Annotated in this window: 23 protein-coding genes and 1 pseudogene; 18 read left to right on the top strand and 6 right to left on the bottom strand. The window is 34.2% G+C overall.

From position 1 onward, the window contains the following. Positions 1-99 precede the first annotated feature (99 nt). Positions 100-903: an arsenite methyltransferase gene (locus ACIQXF_RS03140; protein ID WP_402778962.1), complete on the top strand. Its 804-nt coding sequence runs from the start codon at positions 100-102 to the stop codon at positions 901-903. Positions 904-1,038: 135 nt separating this feature from the next. Beyond that, a complete protein-coding gene (locus ACIQXF_RS03135) occupies positions 1,039-2,772 on the top strand; it encodes an IS1182 family transposase (protein WP_402778959.1) in 1,734 nt (577 codons plus the stop codon). Between the two features lie 962 nt (positions 2,773-3,734). Here ACIQXF_RS03135 and ACIQXF_RS03130 read toward each other — a convergent pair. Further along, on the bottom strand, positions 3,735-3,848 hold the full coding sequence (locus ACIQXF_RS03130) for a YjcZ family sporulation protein (RefSeq protein WP_402778956.1): 114 nt from the start codon (positions 3,846-3,848) through the stop codon (positions 3,735-3,737). Positions 3,849-4,072: 224 nt separating this feature from the next. Beyond that, positions 4,073-4,183 carry a YjcZ family sporulation protein gene (locus ACIQXF_RS03125; RefSeq protein ID WP_402779099.1) on the bottom strand — a complete coding sequence of 37 codons (111 nt, stop codon included), beginning with the start codon at positions 4,181-4,183 and terminating at the stop codon, positions 4,073-4,075. A 326-nt stretch (positions 4,184-4,509) separates the two neighbouring features. Here ACIQXF_RS03125 and ACIQXF_RS03120 point away from each other — a divergent pair, with 326 nt between their 5' ends. The 5 genes from ACIQXF_RS03120 (at position 4,510) to ACIQXF_RS03100 (ending at position 8,700) form a co-directional block, all read left to right on the top strand. Further along, the gene (locus ACIQXF_RS03120; RefSeq protein WP_402778953.1) at positions 4,510-5,415 is read left to right on the top strand and encodes a cation diffusion facilitator family transporter; all 906 of its coding nucleotides are present in this window, start codon (positions 4,510-4,512) and stop codon (positions 5,413-5,415) included. Between the two features lie 402 nt (positions 5,416-5,817). Beyond that, positions 5,818-6,204, top strand: coding sequence for an Rrf2 family transcriptional regulator (locus tag ACIQXF_RS03115; protein ID WP_402778950.1), 387 nt, complete (start codon positions 5,818-5,820; stop codon positions 6,202-6,204). Positions 6,205-6,442: 238 nt separating this feature from the next. Continuing rightward, complete coding sequence (locus ACIQXF_RS03110; protein ID WP_402778947.1) at positions 6,443-7,339, top strand: NAD(P)/FAD-dependent oxidoreductase; 897 nt, start codon at positions 6,443-6,445, stop codon at positions 7,337-7,339. Between the two features lie 119 nt (positions 7,340-7,458). Then, positions 7,459-7,773, top strand: a complete 315-nt coding sequence (locus tag ACIQXF_RS03105; protein ID WP_402778945.1) for a thioredoxin family protein — start codon at positions 7,459-7,461, stop codon at positions 7,771-7,773. 27 nt (positions 7,774-7,800) lie between these two features. Further along, positions 7,801-8,700, top strand: a complete 900-nt coding sequence (locus tag ACIQXF_RS03100; protein WP_402778942.1) for an NAD(P)/FAD-dependent oxidoreductase — start codon at positions 7,801-7,803, stop codon at positions 8,698-8,700. 225 nt (positions 8,701-8,925) lie between these two features. On the opposite strand, the pseudogene ACIQXF_RS03095 reads toward ACIQXF_RS03100, so the two are convergent. Further along, positions 8,926-9,051 (bottom strand): annotated as a pseudogene (locus ACIQXF_RS03095) (SDR family NAD(P)-dependent oxidoreductase); the annotation flags it as partial. 127 nt (positions 9,052-9,178) lie between these two features. On the opposite strand from ACIQXF_RS03095, the gene ACIQXF_RS03090 reads away from it, so the two are divergent. Further along, complete coding sequence (locus tag ACIQXF_RS03090) at positions 9,179-9,562, top strand: winged helix-turn-helix transcriptional regulator (RefSeq protein WP_402779096.1); 384 nt, start codon at positions 9,179-9,181, stop codon at positions 9,560-9,562. Positions 9,563-9,846: 284 nt separating this feature from the next. Here ACIQXF_RS03090 and ACIQXF_RS03085 read toward each other — a convergent pair whose 3' ends face one another. Together ACIQXF_RS03085 and ACIQXF_RS03080 are read right to left on the bottom strand one after the other, a co-directional pair. Further along, positions 9,847-10,080, bottom strand: a complete 234-nt coding sequence (locus tag ACIQXF_RS03085) for a hypothetical protein (RefSeq protein WP_402778940.1) — start codon at positions 10,078-10,080, stop codon at positions 9,847-9,849. 164 nt (positions 10,081-10,244) lie between these two features. After that, the gene (locus ACIQXF_RS03080; protein WP_402778938.1) at positions 10,245-10,628 is read right to left on the bottom strand and encodes a hypothetical protein; all 384 of its coding nucleotides are present in this window, start codon (positions 10,626-10,628) and stop codon (positions 10,245-10,247) included. Positions 10,629-10,957: 329 nt separating this feature from the next. On the opposite strand from ACIQXF_RS03080, the gene ACIQXF_RS03075 reads away from it, so the two are divergent. The 10 genes from ACIQXF_RS03075 (at position 10,958) to ACIQXF_RS03030 (ending at position 21,001) form a co-directional block, all read left to right on the top strand. Beyond that, positions 10,958-11,116 (top strand): arsenic metallochaperone ArsD family protein, encoded by a 159-nt coding sequence (locus ACIQXF_RS03075; protein WP_402779094.1) that lies wholly within the window; start codon positions 10,958-10,960, stop codon positions 11,114-11,116. Positions 11,117-11,404: 288 nt separating this feature from the next. Beyond that, the gene (locus ACIQXF_RS03070; protein ID WP_402778935.1) at positions 11,405-11,983 is read left to right on the top strand and encodes a TetR/AcrR family transcriptional regulator; all 579 of its coding nucleotides are present in this window, start codon (positions 11,405-11,407) and stop codon (positions 11,981-11,983) included. 53 nt (positions 11,984-12,036) lie between these two features. Then, positions 12,037-12,828 carry an SDR family NAD(P)-dependent oxidoreductase gene (locus tag ACIQXF_RS03065; protein ID WP_402778932.1) on the top strand — a complete coding sequence of 264 codons (792 nt, stop codon included), beginning with the start codon at positions 12,037-12,039 and terminating at the stop codon, positions 12,826-12,828. Between the two features lie 108 nt (positions 12,829-12,936). Beyond that, positions 12,937-13,488 (top strand): HXXEE domain-containing protein, encoded by a 552-nt coding sequence (locus ACIQXF_RS03060; RefSeq protein WP_402778929.1) that lies wholly within the window; start codon positions 12,937-12,939, stop codon positions 13,486-13,488. A 637-nt stretch (positions 13,489-14,125) separates the two neighbouring features. Further along, positions 14,126-14,668, top strand: coding sequence for a pyridoxamine 5'-phosphate oxidase family protein (locus ACIQXF_RS03055; protein ID WP_402778926.1), 543 nt, complete (start codon positions 14,126-14,128; stop codon positions 14,666-14,668). Positions 14,669-14,944: 276 nt separating this feature from the next. After that, positions 14,945-16,375, top strand: coding sequence for a MocR-like pyridoxine biosynthesis transcription factor PdxR (pdxR, locus tag ACIQXF_RS03050; protein ID WP_402778923.1), 1,431 nt, complete (start codon positions 14,945-14,947; stop codon positions 16,373-16,375). A gap of 282 nt (positions 16,376-16,657) precedes the next feature. After that, a complete protein-coding gene (locus tag ACIQXF_RS03045; protein ID WP_402778920.1) occupies positions 16,658-18,190 on the top strand; it encodes a multicopper oxidase family protein in 1,533 nt (510 codons plus the stop codon). A gap of 97 nt (positions 18,191-18,287) precedes the next feature. After that, positions 18,288-19,265: a DUF4179 domain-containing protein gene (locus tag ACIQXF_RS03040; RefSeq protein ID WP_402778917.1), complete on the top strand. Its 978-nt coding sequence runs from the start codon at positions 18,288-18,290 to the stop codon at positions 19,263-19,265. Between the two features lie 181 nt (positions 19,266-19,446). Beyond that, on the top strand, positions 19,447-20,286 hold the full coding sequence (locus ACIQXF_RS03035; RefSeq protein WP_402778914.1) for an MBL fold metallo-hydrolase: 840 nt from the start codon (positions 19,447-19,449) through the stop codon (positions 20,284-20,286). Between the two features lie 217 nt (positions 20,287-20,503). Beyond that, the gene (locus ACIQXF_RS03030) at positions 20,504-21,001 is read left to right on the top strand and encodes a hypothetical protein (RefSeq protein WP_402778911.1); all 498 of its coding nucleotides are present in this window, start codon (positions 20,504-20,506) and stop codon (positions 20,999-21,001) included. Positions 21,002-21,296: 295 nt separating this feature from the next. On the opposite strand, the gene ACIQXF_RS03025 is transcribed toward ACIQXF_RS03030, so the two are convergent. Then, positions 21,297-21,572 (bottom strand): hypothetical protein, encoded by a 276-nt coding sequence (locus tag ACIQXF_RS03025; protein WP_402778908.1) that lies wholly within the window; start codon positions 21,570-21,572, stop codon positions 21,297-21,299. Positions 21,573-21,772 lie beyond the last annotated feature (200 nt).

Genomic DNA, 21,772 nt, shown 5'->3' with positions numbered 1-21,772 from the left:
TTGGTATCGAAGTCACAATTCATGCAGAAGAAGAGAATAGCGAACTAGGTTTAGAGTTATTAGGATATTCACCAACATCATGTTAAGGAGGGGTTTTAAATGAAAAGAGAAGATGATATTCGTGCAAATGTACGTGAAAATTATGCGAAAGTAGCCTTGAAATTAAACGGCACACAGGGATGCTGTACACCAGCATCTAGCTGCTGCAATCCGAATGACAATCAAAATATTTCCATTGAGGAAATTTCGCAAAAAATGGGCTATACAAAAGAAGAGCTAGCTTCTATTCCTGACGGAGCTAATATGGGGCTTAGCTGTGGCAATCCACAAGCTATCGCAGATTTAAAGCCTGGAGAAACTGTTGTCGATTTAGGTTCTGGTGGCGGCTTCGATTGTTTCTTAGCTGCACCAAAGGTAGGGAGAAAAGGTAAGGTAATTGGCATTGATATGACACCTGAAATGATTTCTAAGGCACGTCGTAACACAGAAAAGCCAGGTTTTGAAAATGTAGAGTTTCGTTTAGGTGAAATCGAGCATATGCCTGTTGCGGATCATACTGCTGATATAATCATATCAAATTGTGTGATTAATCTTTCGCCAAACAAACAACAAGTATTTAAAGAAGCATACCGTATTTTAAAAACAGGTGGTCGTTTAGCGATTTCAGATGTTGTATTAACAGCAACCTTACCAGAGAGTTATTTGACGGATATGAATTTATATTCTGGATGTATTTCTGGGGCTATTTCAATTGCAGAATATGAAGCACTTTTAAAAGATGCAGGCTTTACAAATATCTCAATTGAATCAAAAGATGAGTCAAAAGAATTTATCCGTGAATGGGAACCTAATTATGATTTAGAGAATTATATTGTCTCAGCTATTATTCAAGCCGTTAAATAGGAGAATGGGGCTGTCCGAAAAGTCGATGTAGATTGACTTTTCGGCACAGCTTTTTTCCATTTTATATACAAAAAAATCGCCCTCTTTTGTAAAATGAAGTTACCACACAACATTCAAAAGAAAGGACGATTTTTAATGAATAACCAACTGATTACTCAAGCAGATTATAACATGCAAATGGAAATGACTCTAGAAGGAATTTTAGAGGCGGACATCTCTCAGAAACATCCTAAACATCTTGTGTTCCAACCTTATACGAATCGTCAAAGTATGATGATTATGGATATCGAATCCTATATTCCTGAGCACCATGTAGCTCGTTTGGTCGATGAAATGGTGGAATCTATTCCTGATGAACTGTTATTTTCCCATTACGTAGGTGGTGGTCGTGCTCCTTATCATCCTAAAATGTTACTGAAAGTCATTTTATATGCCTACACGCAAAAAACGTATTCTAGCCGAAGTATGAAACGAATGGTTGAAGAAAGTCTACCCGCTATATGGTTAGCAGGCATGCAAAAACCTGACCATCGTACCATCAATGATTTCCGTGGTGTTCGTATGCCAGCCATTATAGAGGAGGTGTTTGAACAATTCCTCCTGCAACTGGTTGAGCAAGAATTCATTGACCTTGAGCACATGTTTGTGGATGGTACGAAAATTGAAGCGAACGCCAATAAATATTCGTTTGTATGGGGCAAAGCGATTGCCAATCACGACCAAAAGCTACGTGATAAAATCCAATCGCTGATAAAAGATGTGCGTGCTGTGACAACCCAAGAGTTACGTGAGGACAAACTAGAAGAACAACTAGCAAAGACAGTCGAACAACTAACGGAGGAAGTGCAAGAGTTAGAAGGTCAATATAAACAGACAACGGACAAAGAGGAAAGAAAACGACTTCGAATGGAGAAATCTAAACGCAAAAAACACATCCAAACGATTGAAACGGACTATCTGCCAAGACTAGCACGTTATGAAGCGCAAAGAGAAATTCTTGGTGAACGTGGTAGTTATTCGAAAACAGACCCGGATGCCACGTTTATGCGAATGAAAGATGATCATATGAAAAATGGTCAATTAAAAGCTGGGTACAATGTACAAGTGGCCACACAATATCAGTTCATTATCGGATACGAGTTATTTCAACGACCAGGAGACACACGTTGTTTCCAACCATTTATGAAACAACTACTCGAAGCGTTACCCAAAGCGCCAACACAGGTGATAGCAGACGCAGGTTATGCGAGTGAAGAAAATTACTTATTTGCGATTGGCGAAGAGAAGGAACCACTATTTGAATTACTAGCTCCTTATAACACGTATGTAAAGGAACAAACAAAAAAATATAAACAGGATATTTCGAAGGTACAAAACTGGCCCTATCGTGAGGAAGAAGATGTCTTTATTTGTCCGAACAATCGGAAGGTATTATTTAAACGTTATAGTCGACGAAAAAATACCGGAGGATACGAACAGGACTATAAAATTTATGAATGTGAGGATTGTACAGATTGCCCGTTGAGAGCGCTTTGTACAAAAGCAAAAGGCAATCGTCAAGTCCACTTGAATCCAGTCTATGAAGAAATGAAGGCAAAAGCACGAGCAGCCCTTGATGACGAACAAAAAGCAGCCCTTTATGCAAAACGCAAAGTGGATGTCGAAACTGTGTTCGGTGACATCAAGGGCAATCGGTCGTTTACGCGATTTTTATTGCGTGGGCGAGCTAAGGTCCGAACAGAATTTGGACTCGTAGCAATCGCCCATAACCTACTTAAAGTAGCAGGCATCCGCCTCGCTACTTTAAGTCAAAAGGAAAAAGTTCGATTTAGAAAACTACTCGTTCTCCAAATCGAACTTTTTATTTAGGGACTTTTAGGACAGCCCCATTCAAGTGTGTTAACAAAAGCATATTTCATAGTCTTAAACAGGTGAATGCATTAAGCCTAGTTCGTAAGTTCCGACCTAATTTAGCTGACGTGGGGCTTTAATGGAATATAAAGGATCAAAAAAATCGACCTCTTTTATAAAAAATGATTTTTGAAATTATAGGAAATCTTGCTTTGATTAAAAAGAATACTTTGTATAATTATATTATTCTGTTTTATTTCGAGGGATTAAAATTTACTCTTCTCGTTCAAATTAATAAAAAAAGTAGTTATGAATAAACCTGTAATGCTTGCGAACTACGGTTACTTTGGCCATATGTGGGAATTGTACGCGATGTGGACATGGTTTCCTGCTTTTTTGACAGCTAGTTTCTTAATCCACTCATCAGAAACTCCTTAATGGTTCATTGCATTATCCTCATTTCAATAGGAATTGTAGGGGGAATTGGTGGTGGACTAATCTCAGATAAAATCGGAAGAGCCAATTTAACGATTATTAAATGATTATCAGTGCGGTTTGTTCTATATTAATAGGTTTTACATTTGGACAATCTATTTGGTTAACGCTACTAATTTCTATGATTTGGGGGATGTCTGTCATATCCGATTACGCCCAATTTTCTGTAGCAGAATCAGAAATAGCTGGGGTTGAATATGTAGGGACAGTCCTCACTTTTCAATATATTTTCTATAAATCTCATCCCTATTATTTAGAGAATCATTGGTTGGGAGTGGTCTTTACTATATTAGCGATCGGGCCTATTTTCGGAATTATGTCTATGGTCAAATATTGACGTTACGAATTCAATAACGAGGAAGTTTTATTGTAATTTTTACATTATTAAAAGGGTCACTCGGAGGTTTGTGACCCTTAGTAAAATTTAGAAGGAAAAGGATAGTATTATCCTAAAAAATTATGAGCATTGGATTCGGTATTAGATATTAATATCTCATGAAGCTAGCGCCGACAATAATTAGAAGAATGAATAGAACAACGATTAGCGCAAATGCTGAACCTGAACCATAGCCGCCGCCATTACCGCAATATTCAGACATTTAAATCCCCCTCCTTTCTTTAATCTATAATATGAATAGTTGTTAAAATGAACTGCGATAATTATCTATTTAATAAATTTTATTTTTAAAAAATATCCTAGTTATATATCAAGAGACTTAATGCTTTTGTAAAAGTGGAGCAGTAAGAAGTGATGTAAAGCTAGATAAACTTTACACATTATTTATTTCTATTTTGTGATAGGCAGCAGCTGAGGCTTTTTAGGTTAGTACATAAAAGTTGCGCCAACAATAATCAGAAGAATAAATAGAACAACAATTAGAACGAATGTTGAGCCGTCATAGCTTCCGCCGCCGTAATAGCAATTGTTATTTATGCCTCCTACTTACCGTAGCATCCCATAAAATATCCCTCCTTTCTTCAATCTCTACTATGTATTCATCCTATGAATAAATGGGTTACTTTTTTTATTAGAAATTCCTCTAGTTAGGGTAAAACGTCTGTTTTAGATTAATTTGGTCTAAAGCAACTTAATTTTATTCTCTCAAATTATTTAGTAATGGTAAAAAAGGTTGCTGTAGACCCACTCGATATTCGTCTGATATCATAGTTGAGTATTTATTGAAGAAAGAAGATTAAGGGTATTGGAGGAGAATTCTCCCTCAATTATAGTTATAAAACTCTTAATCGGAGGAGTTAGAAATGGTCAGTGAGAGAGAACAAATAAGTAAAAAAGTTGCTTGGATTGCACTTGTATCCAACCTAATTCTAATGATAGGTAAAATCTTCTTTGGTCTTTTTGGGGGTAGTGAGGCTGTTTTTGCTGATGGTATTCACTCTGGAGCAGATGTAGTAGCTTCGATTGCTGTGCTAGCAGTAGTAGGTATCTCTAATAAACCACCTGATAAGGATCATCCCTTTGGGCATGGTAAGGCAGAGGTTATTAGTGAAGCGATCGTTGGAATTATTTTAATCTTAGTTTCACTCTATATCTTTGGTGAAGCAATTTTAGCATTTTTTGAAAAACCAAGTGTACCTCAGTACAGTGCCTTGATTGCTGCCATATTTTCTTATTTAGCGAAAGAAATATTATATAGATATTCCATAAAGCAGGGGAGAAAGTGGAATAGTAAGGCAATTATAGCGATTGCTTATGATCATAAAGGTGATATCTTTGCTTCCCTTGCAGCATTTATTGGCGTCCTCTTAGCGATTATAGGAAATGCAATTGGATGGACATTTTTGTTATACGCTGACGCTATTGCGAGTGCTATAGTAGCTTATCTTATTTTTAGAATCGCAATGTACTTAGTTAAACCTTCTGTTGATGTTTTAATGGAAAAAAGTGTAGATCAGGAACTTTTAGACGGCTATGAAGCCACTATTCATGAATTTTATCAAGTAAAACGAATAGACAAAATCCGTGGAAGAGAACACGGTCACTATAAGTTGCTAGACATTCGTATTTCACTTAATCATGATTTAACAATTAAACAAGGCCATGATATAGCTCGCGAGATAAAAAATGAAATATTAAATAAATACCCAGATGTAGGGGAAGTCCTTATTCATGTAAATCCTTACTATATAGAACCTAATCAAAAGTAACTTACAAAAACCCTATAGTGAGGGTTTTCATAGTGTTGAAAAACAAAATAGTTAAGGAAATCTTAGTGAATATTAGGCACTTTAAAATAGATTAAATATTAATTAATACAAGATGATATGGATAGTAAGGTAAATCAAGCAAGAAATAGTGCACTCTATGTTAGGAAAATAGGCTAGGTACATTGGAGTACATCCAGAAAACTCACTCATTATGATGTCATATCCGAGTGGGTTATTGACCTTCTACTTGAACAAGAGTCACATCATAAGGGACAGATTTTTCGGCTTTAGATGATGGCTAAATTTTCATTCAAAATAAATACGAAGACACAAATATTGAAATAACTTTAATTCAATGCTATTATGGACATGTAAAGTCTTTTATTGGAGTGAGTAACAGTAATGAAATATTCTAAAGCAACAAATTATGCCCTACACACAATGCTTTTTCTTGCAAAGGAAACTCCAGATAAACCAGTAGGTGTCCAACAATTAGCTGAAATGCAAAATGTTTCTCCTACGTATTTGTCTAAAATCCTCACTAAGTTAGTAAAAGAGGGAATGATTAACTCTGTATCGGGTGCCAATGGTGGATATACGCTTAGTCATAATTGGCATGATATTTCATTTTTAGATATTATCCATGCAATTGAAGGCAAGTCGTCTTTGTTTGAATGTTGTTTATACAACGATCCCAACTGTGCAATAAAAGAAGTAATGCTATCTGCAGAAGAAAAACTGGAAAATGAGTTAAGAAGCAGAAAAATATCAGATATTTTGAAAAAATAGTAGTGGATTTAGTCCACCATTATTTTTTGAACAATTAGAGATATAAGGAGTCTTTTAAATCCGTAAATAAAATCTAGAGATTTATACTCGTTTCTTTCTTCTATTTTCAAGTGGTTATAGCTTAGAATCATTCTGTTTTAAACTTTAATGTAAGCTAGAATGCATGTTGTATTATAGAAATGGTCTTTTTTAACGAAACAACATGTACTCTAAACAATTTATCGAGGAGAGATACATTATGGAAATATTTGATTGTGCAGTTATAGGTGCAGGTGGAGCTGGTCTAAATGCAAGCTTGATTTTAGGAAGGTCTCAAAAAAAAATAGCGTTATTTGATAATGGAACAAATCGCAATCGTGTGACGCAGGAATCACATGGATTTCTAACACGTGATGGAATTAAACCAGCAGAGTTTAAAGAAATAGCTTTGAATGATGTGAAAAAATACCCATCAGTACATTTTTATCAAAACTCGGTTACGAACATCACAAAACAATCAAACGGTTTGTTTAAGATTGAGACGTTGGAGGATGTAGCATATGTTGCTGAGAGAATTATATTGGCAACAGGTGTTCAAGAGGAATTCACAGCGATTCCAGATGTTAGGGAATATTATGGTAAAAGTTTATTCAGCTGCCCAACCTGTGATGGGTGGGAATTAAGAGATAAGCCTCTCATTATCATTTCAGAAGATGAAGAACAAACCCTTTTTAAAGGAAAACTTGTATATAACTGGTCAAAAGATTTAGTAATAGCCACAAATGGTCATGAACTTTCTTCTCCAACATTGAATGAATTACAAAGAAAAAATATAACTGTAATTACTGAACCTATTCAAAATTTACATGGTAAGGATGGTTATTTAAACAAAGTAGTGTTTAGTTCAGGCCTTGAAATCGAAAGAGCTGGAGGATTTATCGTACCTAATTTTATGCGTCCAAATCAATTTGCAGAGCAGCTTGGCTGTCAATTGAATGAAAATGGTAGCATTATAATGGATGAGGCAGGTCGTACGTCACAGGAAAATGTTTATACTGCGGGGGAGACAGCTAAATTAGGTCAGTCTTCGTTAATAGTTGCTGCTGCTGAAGGATATAAAGCGGCGATGGCAGTTGTTTTTGATAGTACAATGTAAAAAATTTTACCCCATTGAAGATATTAAAGATCTTTAATATTCATCGAAAGGGGGATAGTGGTTCAAGTAAAACTAAAAGTATATCTTTAAAATTTCTATTTCCACTAAGGAGGAACATTATGTCGATTGTTCATGTAACAACAAAGAAAGAATTAGAAGAACACTTAGAAACTAAAAAGATTGTGTTAATAAATTTTTGGGCTGAATGGTGTAACCCTTGTAAAATGTTCGCAATGGTACTTAATCAACTCAATGATGAATACAGTGACAAGGTGAAAATTTTAAGAGTGAATGTTGATAAAAGCCCAGAGATTGCAGCGGAATATCAGGTACTTGGAATCCCTCATTCGCGTCTGATTATTCATAATAAATCACGTGAACCAATTGTTGGATATGTTCCTTTTGAAAACTTAAAGCAAATAATCGGTATTTGATTCGTCATAATAACAGGAGGATATAAGATGAAAGTTTATGATTGTGCCATTATTGGTGGAGGACCGGCAGGATTAAATGCAGCACTATTGTTAGGTAGAGCGAATCGCCTGGTAGCATTATTTGAGACAAGTAATGACCACCTAGCGTTCGAGCTTCAAGAAAGTATTTCAAGAAATGGGAATGCCGCTATTGAATTCATGCAAGCAGCAAAAGATAAATTAAATCAATATCCTAATATTCATTCCATCATTAATAATCAAAATGTTAGGGTGATTAAACAATCAGACAATAAGCTTTTTAAAATTTATGCTGGAGATGGCGAGAATTTTCTTGCTGAAAAAATCCTTCTGACAGATGGTGCTAAAATCCAGACGGATATTCCAAATTTTGAGCAATACTATAATAAAAGTATTTTTACTTCTCCATATGGCTATGGCTGGGAGTTAAAGGGTAAAAAGTTGATTTATATTAATGAAACTGATGACATTCTACGAACAGCAAAAATAATTTATAACTTATCAAATGATTTAATCGTGGCAACAAATGGTCGTGACATAAAGGAAAATGAAAAGAGAGAATTAGAAAACAAAGGGATTAATGTGATTACCGATAAGATAAAAGAAGTGAAAGGACATCAAGGGGTAATGAGTAGTGTTGTCTTTCAAAATGGGTTAGAAATTAAGCGAGAAGCAGGCTTTATTACCCCATCTACTTATACAACAAATAGTATTGCTCAAGGATTTTCTTGTGATCTTGATGAGCATGGGTTAACTGTTGTTGATCATTTCGGTAGAACATCGGAAGAAAATGTGTATGCAGCCGGTGATACTGCCCAGCCTGCACCTATGGAAATCGTTCTTTCGGAAGCAACGGGAATACAAGTAGCCATGACTATTAATTCAGATATTTCAATTGAAAAATTTTAACCTCTTTACTCCAAAGGTATTCTACACATATGAAGTGTCTAATATGGTTTGCAAGGAAAAGGTGAGATATGACAGTATTGCTCACGTGTTATATGAGGCCTAGTCTAAATTGTTTTAAAATCCTTCTTTAACGAACGGTCGGTTAGTTTAATACGATGTTTGTTTTATCATAAAATGCAGTAATAAAGAAGTGCCAATCCTAATATGGACTGGCACTTTGTAAGATATGAATAAACGATCAACATCTTTGAATGCTGAAAGAAAGGTTTCTTGATTTTCAAAATCTGTCACACGTACTTCTAAGTCTTGCTCCTTATAGCTAAGTGCTTTTTCAGACTTGTCATCACGTACATTCCTCTATTTGGTGTTATTTTTGATTTTTGTTCATAATATATATATTCTTTCTTAAGAAGGATTTATGTAAGTAGGCAAATTTATAGTCATAAAAATAGTACCTAGAGATAAAGGAGGTTTTATGATGGCACGTGTTAGTTATCAAGATGAACCGATCCCAGAAGAAATACAGCAAGAAATTTGTCCATTAGCAGTTACCCAAAATGCAATTGCAGGCAGATGGAAAATCGTGATTTTGTGGCATTTAAGCAGAAATGAAATTATTAGGTTTAATGAACTATTGAGGATGTTACCTGGAATCTCAAAAGGAATCTTAACTAGACAATTAAGAGAGCTTAAAGAGGATGGGCTAGTACACAGAGAAGTTTTTAAAGTTGTTCCACCAAAAGTAGAATATTCATTAACAAAGCAGGGGCAAAAATTTATACCTGTATTAGAAGCCATGCAAGTTTGGAGTAAAGATTTGCTAAATAAAAAAATAGAGATGTATGAAAAACATGAAGATTAATCAATTTCGCCTTGGCGTAATTGATTTCAACTGGATGTTTATTTCGAACCTTAAAAATACTCCCTTAGATAAAAAGATTTTATTTTTACTCTGTCTATCTAATAAGGAGTATTTCATTTTTAGTAACTTATTCTATGATAGTAGTAGCTATTGTTGGAAAACCTAAATCATCTTTACCGTTAAAGCGAACCTAAATTTAAAATTAATATCTTTTAGAACAACGTTGATGATATAAACCAACACTTGAATCGTTTATTTTGCATTTTATACAAAAGGATTCCTACTTAAAAACGAGGGCCAAAGCCAGGGGAAAACGGACTCATACCTGGGAAGAATGGTCTCCCTACTGGGAAAAACGGACTCATACCTGGGAAGAATGGTCTCCCTACTGGGAAAAACGGACTCACGCCTGGAAAAAATGGTCTACCGACCGGAAAAAATGGTCTCCCTACTGGGGAGAATGGGCTCATACCTGGAAAAAATCGGCGTCCTTCATTAAAACGCATTGGATTTACCATTTTTTTTAACTCCCTTCAATTGACATAGTATAGGCTATGTTCAATCAATGAAGCGGCTTAGACTAAGACACAGAGATTTAGGATCTTTTCAAAGGACGATTTAAAGGATTGTTATGGTAAATAAAGTTTTTTGAATTGCCTTGATCAAATTTTGTAGAAGTAATTTATTTTTGTTCTTGAAAATTAATAGCTTCTTTAAATTCTTCGGTAGCTAGGATATTGTAAAACATATTTCTACTTTTTACGTTCGCTATTGTCCCTGTAATTGTATTGTCTATCCATAAATAGTATTCATTATCGTCTAGTTTAATCTTATATTGCGGAACTATATTGTTATCTACTTCACCGAATTCTCTAGCCTTTTTAAATGTTTTCTCTATAATTTTAATATCCTTCGCATCAGATATTAATTGTAATGTGTCTGGTTTTTCTTCTTCGAAATTAATTAATTCTTGAATTTCTATAGTTTTTGTTGTTTCTGTATTACTGTTACAAGCAACTAACCATATAGAACAAATAATTAACAACAAAATTGTCTTTATTTTCACCTTTTCTTCACCTCTTTTTATTCTATTTCTTCTTACGTAGTCGTTAAATTAAATATATCTACATAATATGTACTTCTTCACTCAGTAAAAAATCACCTGCTTTATTCAAAAAATTGAAAGGTTTTTTAATTTGTAATTAGGATTCAAATAAATACAATTGATATTCAAATGCTTTAAAATCCGCTCCTTGAATTTTGTAGTCTACATTTTTCGGTTTATTAGGAAGTGTAATTGTTTTGGCTGCAGCTTTTCTATTACTTTTAGCAAAGGTAAGTTGTGAAACTTAAAAACGTCTTCAACTTAAAAGTGATCATTAAACAAAGTTAAGTATACTCGAAAAGACCCTTCGGAAAAAGATAAAAGCTGAACGATTTAATCTTACAAATGAGCCGAATACATTTGTGGAAAACGAAACAATGAATGAACTTCTAAAGTCAGATGGAATGGATGACCTGCGTATCTTACAAAGACAAACAACAAGTATTTAAAGAAGCCATCCTCATTTTAAAAACAGGTGGTCGTTTAGCGATTTCAAATGTTTTGTTAAAGGCAATCTGAAAGTTATTTATCAGATATGAATTTATATTCTGGCTGCGTCTCTGGTGCAATTTCGATTGAAGAACAGGAAGTACTTTTAAAAGATACAGGATTTTTTCTTCTTCCACAGTCAGGAGAATTGTGGAAGAACACGTTTAAATGGAAGGTCTTGACATCAACCTCATTTGGTTTACAATTGAGTAAACACTCCAACTTTTAGACAATTAGAGGTGGATTTATTGATTTCAAAAAAGGATAAGATTGCACAAACTGCATTGAGGCTTTTTACAGAACAGGGATTTAAAGCGACAACAACAAAAGAAATTGCATTAAAAAGTGATGTAGCAGAAAGTCTTATTTTCTATTATTTTAAAGATAAAGCTGAACTACTTAATCATTTAATTCATGAGTTTTCATTTATTGGATCAATGGGCAAGGAGATGAAGGAATTATCGAAGATGGACCCCATTTCGGCTTTGATTCAATTGGGACATCTATATTCCGATTTTTTATATCTTAATAAAAGTTTCTTGTCATTTATTTGGTCCCCTGAAATGATACAGAACAAAGATGTAAATGCGAAGGTTATTGACCTTATGCATTCAATGTCTCAAGAAATCAGCATGCATTTAACAAGGGCTGTTTCTGCTCCTATTGAAAAAGAGACAATTGAATTGTCAGCTTCGATGTTTCTTTCAACCTTATTAACACATTTTTTATTTGGAGAAAGAGCATCAGATAAATTTCCTCTTGAAAATGATAACTATATTAAGAATGTAGTAACTCTAGTATTAAAAGGACTTAATATTTCAAATTAAATATACTTTATTTTTTTGAGCTTTATTGAGTGTTTACTCAGGAGGTGTTATATTTGGATGATTTTATAAAAAAATATGGTCCATGGGCAGTTATAACGGGTGCAACATCAGGAACCGGATATCAATTTGCTCACTTATTAGCAGAAAAGGGGATTCATTTAGTATTGGTTGCACGTGACAAGAGAACTCTTTTACAAACCAAAGAAATGATCAGGAATCAATATCAAGTTCAGGTCGAAACAATTGCGACGGATTTATCAACTCCAGATTCTATTTCTGAAATTGAAAAAGTGACTCGACCATTAGAGGTAGGGTTATTGATCAACAATGCCGGTTATAGCATTACTGGGGAATTTCATTGTGAAGATTGGGAGAACCAAAGTAAACTGCTTGAAACCATATTAAAAACCCCTATGGCACTTACACATTTTTTTGTTAATGAGATGGTTAAACGTGGTAGGGGTGGGATCATTTTAGTTTCTTCTGCAGTTGCTTATACTTCTGTGCCATTATGGAGTGTTTACTCAGCAGGTAAAGCAGCATTGTTAAACTTTGGGGAGACTATATCGCAAGAGTTAAAAAAGTACAATGTTGATGTTTTAACCGTATGTCCCGGAGCAATGAATACTAAATTTCAAGAACGTTCAGGAATTAGTACACCTGGCCTTATGGAACCAGAAAAAGTCGCTATATTGACTCTTAGTTCTCTTGGAGTTAAGACTACCTTATTACCAGGAATGACGAATAGTATTATTTTTCAAGGATTAGTACGATTTTTACCAAAGTGTATAAGGTTACCACTAATTGAAAATGTTATGAAGAAATTCCAGAGGCAAAGTAAGTAGTTTACGGTTACAAATAGCTTCGTTAATTCTCATAGATTTTTTATTAAGAGTTACTGGTTTTCATATAGAATTATTGACGTAGAAAAAAGTAGGAAGAGGTGATGTTAAATGAACAATATGCAAGTGATTGTATGGCTTTTCCCTATTCTTTTTATGTTCCATGATTTTGAAGAAATTATCTTTATGAGAGCATGGATACATAATAATAGAAGTTATATATGCGAAAGGTTTCCTGCATTATCTAAAAAGTTACTACCTCATTTTGAACATATGACAACATCTGCTTTCGCTTTGGGGGTAGCTGAAGAATTCATTTTAATCAGCATCATTACTATTGTTTCTTATATGACAAATTGGTATGACCTATGGATAGGCTCATTTATTGCGTTTACTTTACATTTAGTAATACATTGTTTTCAAGTATTGATAGTAAGGAAGTATATTCCTGTAATTGTTACAAGCATTATTTGTTTGCCCATTTGTATTTATATCATTAAGCAAATAATAATAATACAGATATCTTCGTTATATACCATTATTTTGTATTCTATTTTGTGCTTTATTATTATGATTATCAATATAGGGTTCATTTTTAAGTTAATGCCTATATTTAGCCAGTGGATAGTCCGGTATGAAAATAAACAGAAGTTCGAACAATGAACAATTTATCAAAAATATTAATCCCTTATTTAAATATCAGTACTTAAAGGACTAAGGTCGTATTAAAGCTATACCATTATAGGGCGCGATTGTGGAGCAGCCTAGGTTGGAAATGATCAAACTTTTTATATAGATTGCATAGTTCTTTATATAAAATGAGACCGTTTTGATCAAACTTTTTTCGAAACCGATTCATTTTATTTAACGTAATATGCAGGTTTATGTGAGATTTCTAATCAAACTTTATTTCATAACTACAAATGTATTGTTGATTAGAAAGTAGATAATCAACAATACATTTGTAATTTGTCTGGACATTTTTGTGCATATACCGTTCATGTACGGAAGTTCTTGTATAGGAAAGTCCTTTTTCTCTTTAAAATAATTCTAGTTTACATAATATAAATACCTTGGTCACTACTTTCTAGTTATCCGATTTATGAAAGGAATTTTTTAAAAGATGTAATTGCGGATCTGCCTGTACACACATCGGCTTCATTTCCACTTTTAAACATATCTATTACATAAATAGAATTGTCTTAGGGAAATGGATTGCTAAATTACTATAGTTATGGACGTTTTTATTCAATCCAAAGGTTGATAAGATTACGTAATACTACAAGTAGGAGTGATAACAATGGTTGAGGTACGTTACAAGGTAAGAAAAGTTTTGGACAAGAACAAAATTGATACATTTTTGCAGCAAGCTCGAATTGGGCATCTGGGAATGGTTGATGGCCATTTGCCTTATGTTGTCCCACTTAATTTTGTTTGGACAAAAGGGATGCTTTATTTCCATGGAGCCACCGGTGGGAGACGAAATCAAGTAATGGATGAAAATCCTGAGGTCTGCTTTACAGTTTGTGAAGAATATGGAACTATTACTAATCCAGTACCAGCCAAGACGGACACTGCTTATATGAGTGTAATAGTTTTTGGCAAGGCTCAACCCATCGTCGATTTGGATGAAGCTACACATATGTTGCAAGAAATGATTTATAAGTATGTGCCTGGTTATTATAATCGTCCCTTATCCAAACAACATGTAGACAAATATCGATCAGCAGTTTTCGGTGGTCCGGTTCAAGTTTACCGAATTGATCCACAACATATTACAGCGAAAGAAAATCCGATTGAAGAAGGGGAAATGTTCAAAATTGAAAAAATCGCACTTACTTAGAAATATTAAAAAATATAACACTTTGTATCTACTATGTGTTGTTTAAGGAATGTGTGTTTTATTCTACAGTCGAAAAAAATTGTCCAATGGTATTATGTTTCGTGCACTGATGCCTTCAATTTCACAGAATTTGCTATGAAATATAAATCAATTCAATGTAAGAGCCAATGAAAACCCAAAATTACTAAGATAATTATTTAATTGATAGTATAATAATTATTAAATATTTATTTTCACATAATTTAACAATCCATATTTCAACTGGAAGTGAATTGAATGTTAAAAGTTAACCGACACGATAAAAATCCCATATGGCAGCAGTTACTTGACCAAGCTATTCATAATATTACAACAGGAAAATGGCCACCAGGCGAGTTACTTCCTCCATCTCGAGAGCTCGCCTTATTAGTCGGTGTTTCACGCTCAACAATACAAATTGTTTATGAGGAATTATTTAGTCGTGGCTACACCGTTACAAATTGGCGTGGTGGAACAAGGGTAAGTGAATGGGGATATAAAATCAACCCGTCAGAAGAGGTTATTCCTCAAGGACCATCCACGCCAGAATTACCTTTATTAAACTCAGCAGTTAATCAGTTAAACAGTTGGTTTAGAGGCAAAGAAAATCAAAATGTAGAAATCGATTTTTGCCCCCATGAGCCGTATTTGGACGAGCACTTTCGAAAAATTTGGAGACAATCTTTTTTACAGGCTTCAGCCGAAGCAGATCTGACCGATTGGGGTTATGGCAACGCTTATGGTTTTACACCGCTACGTGAACAGATTCAACGTTACCTGACATTTGAAAGAGGTATTCATGTAGATATCGAACAAATTATCTTAACTTCTGGTGCACAGCATAGCATAGATCTAATTGCCCAAGCACTTTTAAATGAAGGAGAAACGGTTTCTGTTGAAGATCCTGGATTTCCTGCTGCCTGGATGACCATGAAATATCGGCATATGAATGTTGCTTCTGTGCCTCTCGATGAGTACGGAATACAAGTAGATCGTATTCATCCACAAACCAAACTTATTTTTGTTACTCCTTCTCACCAATGTGCAGTTGGTGTCATTATGTCTGAGCCACGCAGGCAACAATTGCTACAAAAGTCTGCGCAAGATCGATTTTGGATTGTAGAAGATGATTATGATGGCGAATTTAGATATCGTGGTGGCCCGCTTCCCACCTTGTTCAGCCAGCAACCACAGAACACATTGTATATGATGAGTTTTTCCAAGATGGTTGCTCCTGGCATACGAATTTCGGCAGTTGTTGGTCCAAAAAATGCCATTCGCCAACTTGCACAAGTACAACAACTAACCTATCGACATCTTCCAATTATGGAACAATTAACGCTTGCTCATTTTATTGAGCACGGTCATTTTATGCGTCATATGAGGAGAGCAAGAAATGTATATCGACGTAGACATGAAGCTATGACTAAGGCCATCATGGCAACTGGGCTAGCTGAACGTTTCAAACTAAGTGGCATTGAAACGGGCTTACATATGCTTCTTGAAGCTGAAGAATCTTTTGATGAAGAAGCAATGACGAACCTAGCGCTCGAAAAAGGAATACGTGTTTATCCGCTTAGTAAGTACTGTTTAGAAAATAATCGAAAAGGATGGGTACTGGGATTTGCTAAAATTGATGAGGTAGCAATTGAAGAAGGCATTTTTCGTCTTGCGGAGATACTTTTATAATATGAATCAGTCTTATCAGGGTTGAATAACGATGGCTGTTAATTATGCAATTGTGTTACAAAAGATTATTTCATTTCTTATTTGTCTCTAATTATGAAAAGTAGAGAATATACATTACCCCAAGCAGAATAACTAAATTCCACCTTTAGCGACAGAAGAATTAATTGTTGAAGTAGGAAAAACATACAATGTTACATACCTATACAGAAATTTGCAACTCCATAATTTCTCCATATTTATTTGTTACAGTTAATTTGTAATGAAATGTAAGGAGGAAACACAATGAAGACTAAATTTTTGATTATACCTCTACTCGTGAGTAGTGTAATCATTGGAGGATGTAGTACAACTAGTTCAAAGTCTAACGAAAATTCGGATCATTCCAAGATGAGTAAGGAAGAAATGCCGAATATGGAGGGTATGGATCATTCCAACATGTCGGAAAAAGATATGGAAAAAATGAATATGGGGAATGGACATGAAAGTCACAATAATCCATTAGCTTTAAATAATTCAACTGGAGAAAATGAGCTTGCTCTTCCTCCTATACTAGAATCAAAAGATGGAACTTTTAATATTACTGCACAACAAGGAACGAGTGAAATTTTCGAAGGCATTAACACCAAAACATTTGGATATAATGGCACTTTTTTAGGGCCTGTCATTAAATTATATGAAGGTCAAAAAGTAACGTTTAAAACAAACAATCAATTATCAGAACCAACGACATTTCATTGGCATGGTTTAGATATACCTGGAGAAGGGGACGGGGGTCCGCACCATCTTTTACAACCTGGAGGTACGGAAATTGTGGAGTTTACGCTGAAACAAGGAGCATCTACATTATGGTTCCATCCTCATCCTGTAGGTGCAACTGCGGAACAGGTATATAAAGGTTTAGCAGGATTAATATACGTGGAAGATGAAAATTCTAAAAAACTAGGTTTACCAAATGAATATGGTGTGAATGATTTCCCTTTAGTATTCCAAGATAGAAAATTTGATGAAAATACACAATTAGATTATAAAGCTGCAATGAATGAGGATGGTACTATAGGTGATATTTTGTTAATAAATGGTACACTGAATCCAAAGCTTACTGTTGGAAAAGAGAAGGTTCGTTTACGTTTATTAAATGGTTCAAATGCTCGTAACTATACATTTAAATTAAGTACTGGCGATTCATTTCAACAAATAGCTACTGATGGAGGCTTTGTAAACAAACCAATTTCAATGAGTAAAATAACATTAACTCCAGGTGAACGTGCTGAAATTATTGTTGATTTTTCAATCTATCATGTGTCAACGGATGTTGCATTGATTAATGAAGAAGATATAAAGTTATTGCCATTTAAAATCGTTGAACAAACATCAACAAAATCAAGTAATACACCAGAAAACTTAAATGATTATGTAGTAACTGATGAGGAAAGAAATTTGCCAGTTTCTAAAAAAATTGAACTTTATGGAATGGGAACAATGGTATCCATTAATAATAAACAATTTGATATGAACCGAATCGACTTTACGCAAAAACAAGGTGAGACTGAAATATGGGAAATTTATAATAAACCAGATATGATGGGCGGCATGACACATCCATTCCATATACATGGTACTCAGTTTAAAATTGTCTCAATCGATGGAAAAGAACCTCCGACAAATGAACAAGGTTGGAAAGATACTGTAGCAATAGATGCTGGAGAAACTGTAAGGTTAGCTGTGAAATTTAATAACAAAGGCATTTACATGTTCCACTGTCATATTCTTGAGCATGAAGAAAATGGTATGATGGGGCAAGTTAAAGTGGAATAGAGGGGGGGCGGGACCCTTACATTTTGTGCGGGTTGTCTTTTTGCTTATAAATAAGTGATAACAATTCAACAATGTAGAGGAACGCATACAGCAAGAAATGAATAAAGAGCAAGAGTTACCACAATCAGTTCGAATAGCTTTTGATCAATCCTATGAACAGATTCGTCAGCTATCAAAGAAAAAAACTAAAATATTATGGTTTAAACCTGTGGCAGCTGCCGCAGCGACAATTGCGCTAGCTTCAGGTGTTATGTTAACAAATGATACAGTTCTAGCAAAATTACAAACCTTTTTCGGATTAAAGGATCCTGGAATTGAAGTAGCAAGTGATCATGGAGATGTGCAATATGTGGCTCAATCACAGCAATCAGAAGATATTACCATTACACTAGAACACTTTTTTGCGGATGCGTATCGATTAGCTATGCAGCTAAATATTGAATCCGATAATATGCAAATGGGCGACTTGTATGATATGAACGTGGAATATCGACTTTATAACGTACAAGGTGAAGAAATAGATGCTTTCGTATCCGATACGAAGCCAATTGCAGGACCGGGAATTTTTAGTGGTGGCGAGTTTAAACTGGGGAATGTAAAAAAACATGCTGCAACATTAGAAATGCTAAGTGTGTCTAATGGCATCGCTGTACCCTCATTAGATGGTGCTAAATTAGTAATTGAAACTATAAATTTATTTAATAAGGATGGAAATGTTACTTCGGTAGATGGCGAATGGGCATTTGATTTAACATCAACAACGATTGAAACACAAGTTTTTGTAGAGGGAAATGTAGTTCCAGGTCTTGAGTTACAACAAGCTTCATTAACAAATGGTTCCATGCAAGTATCTTATAAAATCGATAATCTAAATGAAAATGATATTTTTGAAACAGCATTAGTAAATGGAAATGGCGAATCCTTCTACGCAAATAGTGCAAATGTTAAATACTTAGAGGAGGAACAACAAACAATCATTAGTTTAGTTTTCCCTTATAGTATATGGAATGAACAGCAAGCTCTTTCATTAGCTGTAAAGGGCTATGAAAAATTAAGATTAGTCGAGAAAGAATAAACTAACAGGATACTTTTTATTAATAGAAGAAAACAACTTTACTATAGTAGTCCACTATCAGTTGAAATGACGGGGCAGGTCAGTTCGATATTTATGATTTGCATTGTTCAAGAAAAAGATTAACCATATAGATCACACCTCACTTTATTTTGTTATAATTAACAAAAAAGGGAGGTATTATATGAAATTAACCGTTTTAGTAGATAATAATACTTTTATTGATCGCTATTTTTTAGGGGAACCTGGGCTTTCTTTTTTTATTGAAGAAGATGATAAACGTATCCTTTTTGATACCGGATATTCTGATGCTTTTATAAAGAATGCAGATAAAATGAGAATAGATTTAAGAAATCTCGATTATGTTGTCTTGTCGCATGGACATGTGGATCATACATGGGGACTGACACATTTAATTAGATTACATATGGAAGCAAAAAATGAAGAAATACTACACAATACTCCTAAGATTATTGGGCATCCAGTGGTTTTTAATACTAAACTAATTGATCCGGTAGGAGAGATAGGGAGTATCTTATCTCATGAAAAGTTAAGCAGACACTTTCCAGTCCGATTAACTAAAGAACCATTATGGCTAACAGATCGACTAGTATTTCTAGGGGAAATTAAAAGAATATTTGATTTTGAAGGTAAAGATTCTATAGGGCAAGTGCTGACAGATCAAGGGAGTGTTAACGACTTCGTTTTGGATGACACAGCAATCGTTTATAAATCTTCAGAAGGGCTAGTTATTATCGTTGGATGTGCACATTCGGGGATATGTAACATTATTGAATATGCAAAAGAGGTATGTCAGGAAGAGAGAGTAGTTGATATTATTGGAGGATTTCACCTATTAAATCCGCCGAAAGAGCAGTTAGATAATACAGCTCGTTATATAAAAGATCTTAAACCTACTAAGCTTCATGCTTGCCATTGTACAGATTTACACTCTAAAATAGCTCTCTCGACAGTTGCTTATTTAGAAGAAGTTGGAGTAGGATTACAACTTTCATATCTATAGTTTTAACTTAGTTAGCTAATAAAAGCGCTACCATTATTTCACTAATAAAGGCATGAGTTTAAGAAACAGCTACCGAAGACAACTGTTCTTATTATACTAAAGGGGCAGGTTTAATTGTGTTCAACAATCGGGCCAGATTGTTGAATAACATTCTTTTTTGGAGAATTGGATATTTATGTTAAAATTTTATAAAAGTAATGTTACAAAGGGGGATATAATGAATAAGTATATAAAAGGTTTAGTGCCTTGGATTTATTTGATGTTGTCTTTCTTTGTACTATCTGGCTGTAATGCTCAAAAAGGTGGTAATAATTATTATTTATTATTGATGGGTGAAAGTGAAAGCTGGAATCTAACAGGTTATGAAATTGTTATAACACCAGAAGACTTAAAAGCAGGATATGGGACTTTAAATATGAAAAACGTGAATGAGTATATCACAGATTTCTTCCACTTTGAAACTCATGTGGTTATAGATAGTGATGATTCAGTGGTTCATTCTAGTTCAGCTACTGGTGGGATGAACATAGCAGAAAAAACAACTGGTGCTATTGAAGGGCCATACCTAAATAAAAAAGGTGACTCTGTTACACTTAAAGATATAAATGAGATTTATGTGGTCGTTGAATGGTGGGATATTAGTAAGAACGAAAGTATTAAAGAAAGAATAGATTTAATTAACAAATCTAAAAAAGAACAGTCCTTCTTGAACTAACTAAGATTTTAGTTGAATAACGATCTTCCACAATCGGGCGCAATTCTTGAATTGGAATTGTGCCTTTTTGATCTGCTGATAAAGAATCCATTTTGATCAATCTTTTTTCAAACTGGATTCTTTATATTTATTGTAAAATGCTGGTTTGTTGGATTTTTTTGATCAAACTTTATTTCAAAGCAACACCAACAAAACAGGTGCTTTACCTGTCTGTCAGTGCCTACGGTATTTTCCGTAAAGGCTATATTTAATTGTTGCTGAAATAATTATATCTATGGATATAGTTATTTCAAAATTATTGATTGACACTCTGTATCCTTCTTAATTCGCTTCTTTCCTTCTTCAGTCTACTTTTTTCAGCCGCACAATCTAAACATATGTTTTTATAACGACTATCCTTTTTAGAAAAATATTGATAGTATTTGGTTTCGTTACACATTTTACATTTATTATAGAGATGACAAATTAACTTATTAAAAGGATTTTGGTCAAATTTAATTTTTGCAGTATTATAAGCATCATTTAAGGGATTATGCTGTTTACCAACAAATCCTGAATCAAAATAATTCATAGCTTCCTTTTAAACCTTTCTTTAAAACTTTAGCAAGTCTACCTTCGTCAATTAATTGATTTATTCTATGCCTTGATTCTTTGTATTTCGAGTGTTTTTCTAATAACTTTCATAATCATATTGGATCAAAAAATGTAATAGCTGTTGGGATAACCTTTAGCATTTGCGTAATATATAGTATACATAGGAAAAATTGACAA

Source organism: Lysinibacillus sp. NPDC097231 (genome assembly GCF_044761885.1).
GTDB lineage: Bacteria > Bacillota > Bacilli > Bacillales_A > Planococcaceae > Lysinibacillus.
This window is presented reverse-complemented; position numbering and strand designations above follow the sequence as displayed.

Excerpts from the sequence above, each read along its gene's own strand:
- ACIQXF_RS03115 (WP_402778950.1), top strand. The coding sequence starts at position 5,818 with ATGAAATATTCTAAAGCAACAAATTATGCCCTACACACAATGCTTTTT.
- ACIQXF_RS03055 (WP_402778926.1), top strand. The coding sequence starts at position 14,126 with ATGGTTGAGGTACGTTACAAGGTAAGAAAAGTTTTGGACAAGAACAAA.
- ACIQXF_RS03135 (WP_402778959.1), top strand. The coding sequence starts at position 1,039 with ATGAATAACCAACTGATTACTCAAGCAGATTATAACATGCAAATGGAA.
- ACIQXF_RS03130 (WP_402778956.1), bottom strand. The coding sequence starts at position 3,848 with ATGTCTGAATATTGCGGTAATGGCGGCGGCTATGGTTCAGGTTCAGCA.
- ACIQXF_RS03100 (WP_402778942.1), top strand. The coding sequence starts at position 7,801 with ATGAAAGTTTATGATTGTGCCATTATTGGTGGAGGACCGGCAGGATTA.
- ACIQXF_RS03110 (WP_402778947.1), top strand. The coding sequence starts at position 6,443 with ATGGAAATATTTGATTGTGCAGTTATAGGTGCAGGTGGAGCTGGTCTA.
- ACIQXF_RS03105 (WP_402778945.1), top strand. The coding sequence starts at position 7,459 with ATGTCGATTGTTCATGTAACAACAAAGAAAGAATTAGAAGAACACTTA.
- ACIQXF_RS03040 (WP_402778917.1), top strand. The coding sequence starts at position 18,288 with ATGAATAAAGAGCAAGAGTTACCACAATCAGTTCGAATAGCTTTTGAT.
- ACIQXF_RS03045 (WP_402778920.1), top strand. The coding sequence starts at position 16,658 with ATGAAGACTAAATTTTTGATTATACCTCTACTCGTGAGTAGTGTAATC.
- pdxR (WP_402778923.1), top strand. The coding sequence starts at position 14,945 with ATGTTAAAAGTTAACCGACACGATAAAAATCCCATATGGCAGCAGTTA.
- ACIQXF_RS03120 (WP_402778953.1), top strand. The coding sequence starts at position 4,510 with ATGGTCAGTGAGAGAGAACAAATAAGTAAAAAAGTTGCTTGGATTGCA.
- ACIQXF_RS03025 (WP_402778908.1), bottom strand. The coding sequence starts at position 21,572 with ATGAATTATTTTGATTCAGGATTTGTTGGTAAACAGCATAATCCCTTA.
- ACIQXF_RS03140 (WP_402778962.1), top strand. The coding sequence starts at position 100 with ATGAAAAGAGAAGATGATATTCGTGCAAATGTACGTGAAAATTATGCG.
- ACIQXF_RS03090 (WP_402779096.1), top strand. The coding sequence starts at position 9,179 with ATGGCACGTGTTAGTTATCAAGATGAACCGATCCCAGAAGAAATACAG.
- ACIQXF_RS03085 (WP_402778940.1), bottom strand. The coding sequence starts at position 10,080 with ATGGTAAATCCAATGCGTTTTAATGAAGGACGCCGATTTTTTCCAGGT.
- ACIQXF_RS03060 (WP_402778929.1), top strand. The coding sequence starts at position 12,937 with ATGAACAATATGCAAGTGATTGTATGGCTTTTCCCTATTCTTTTTATG.
- ACIQXF_RS03035 (WP_402778914.1), top strand. The coding sequence starts at position 19,447 with ATGAAATTAACCGTTTTAGTAGATAATAATACTTTTATTGATCGCTAT.
- ACIQXF_RS03030 (WP_402778911.1), top strand. The coding sequence starts at position 20,504 with ATGAATAAGTATATAAAAGGTTTAGTGCCTTGGATTTATTTGATGTTG.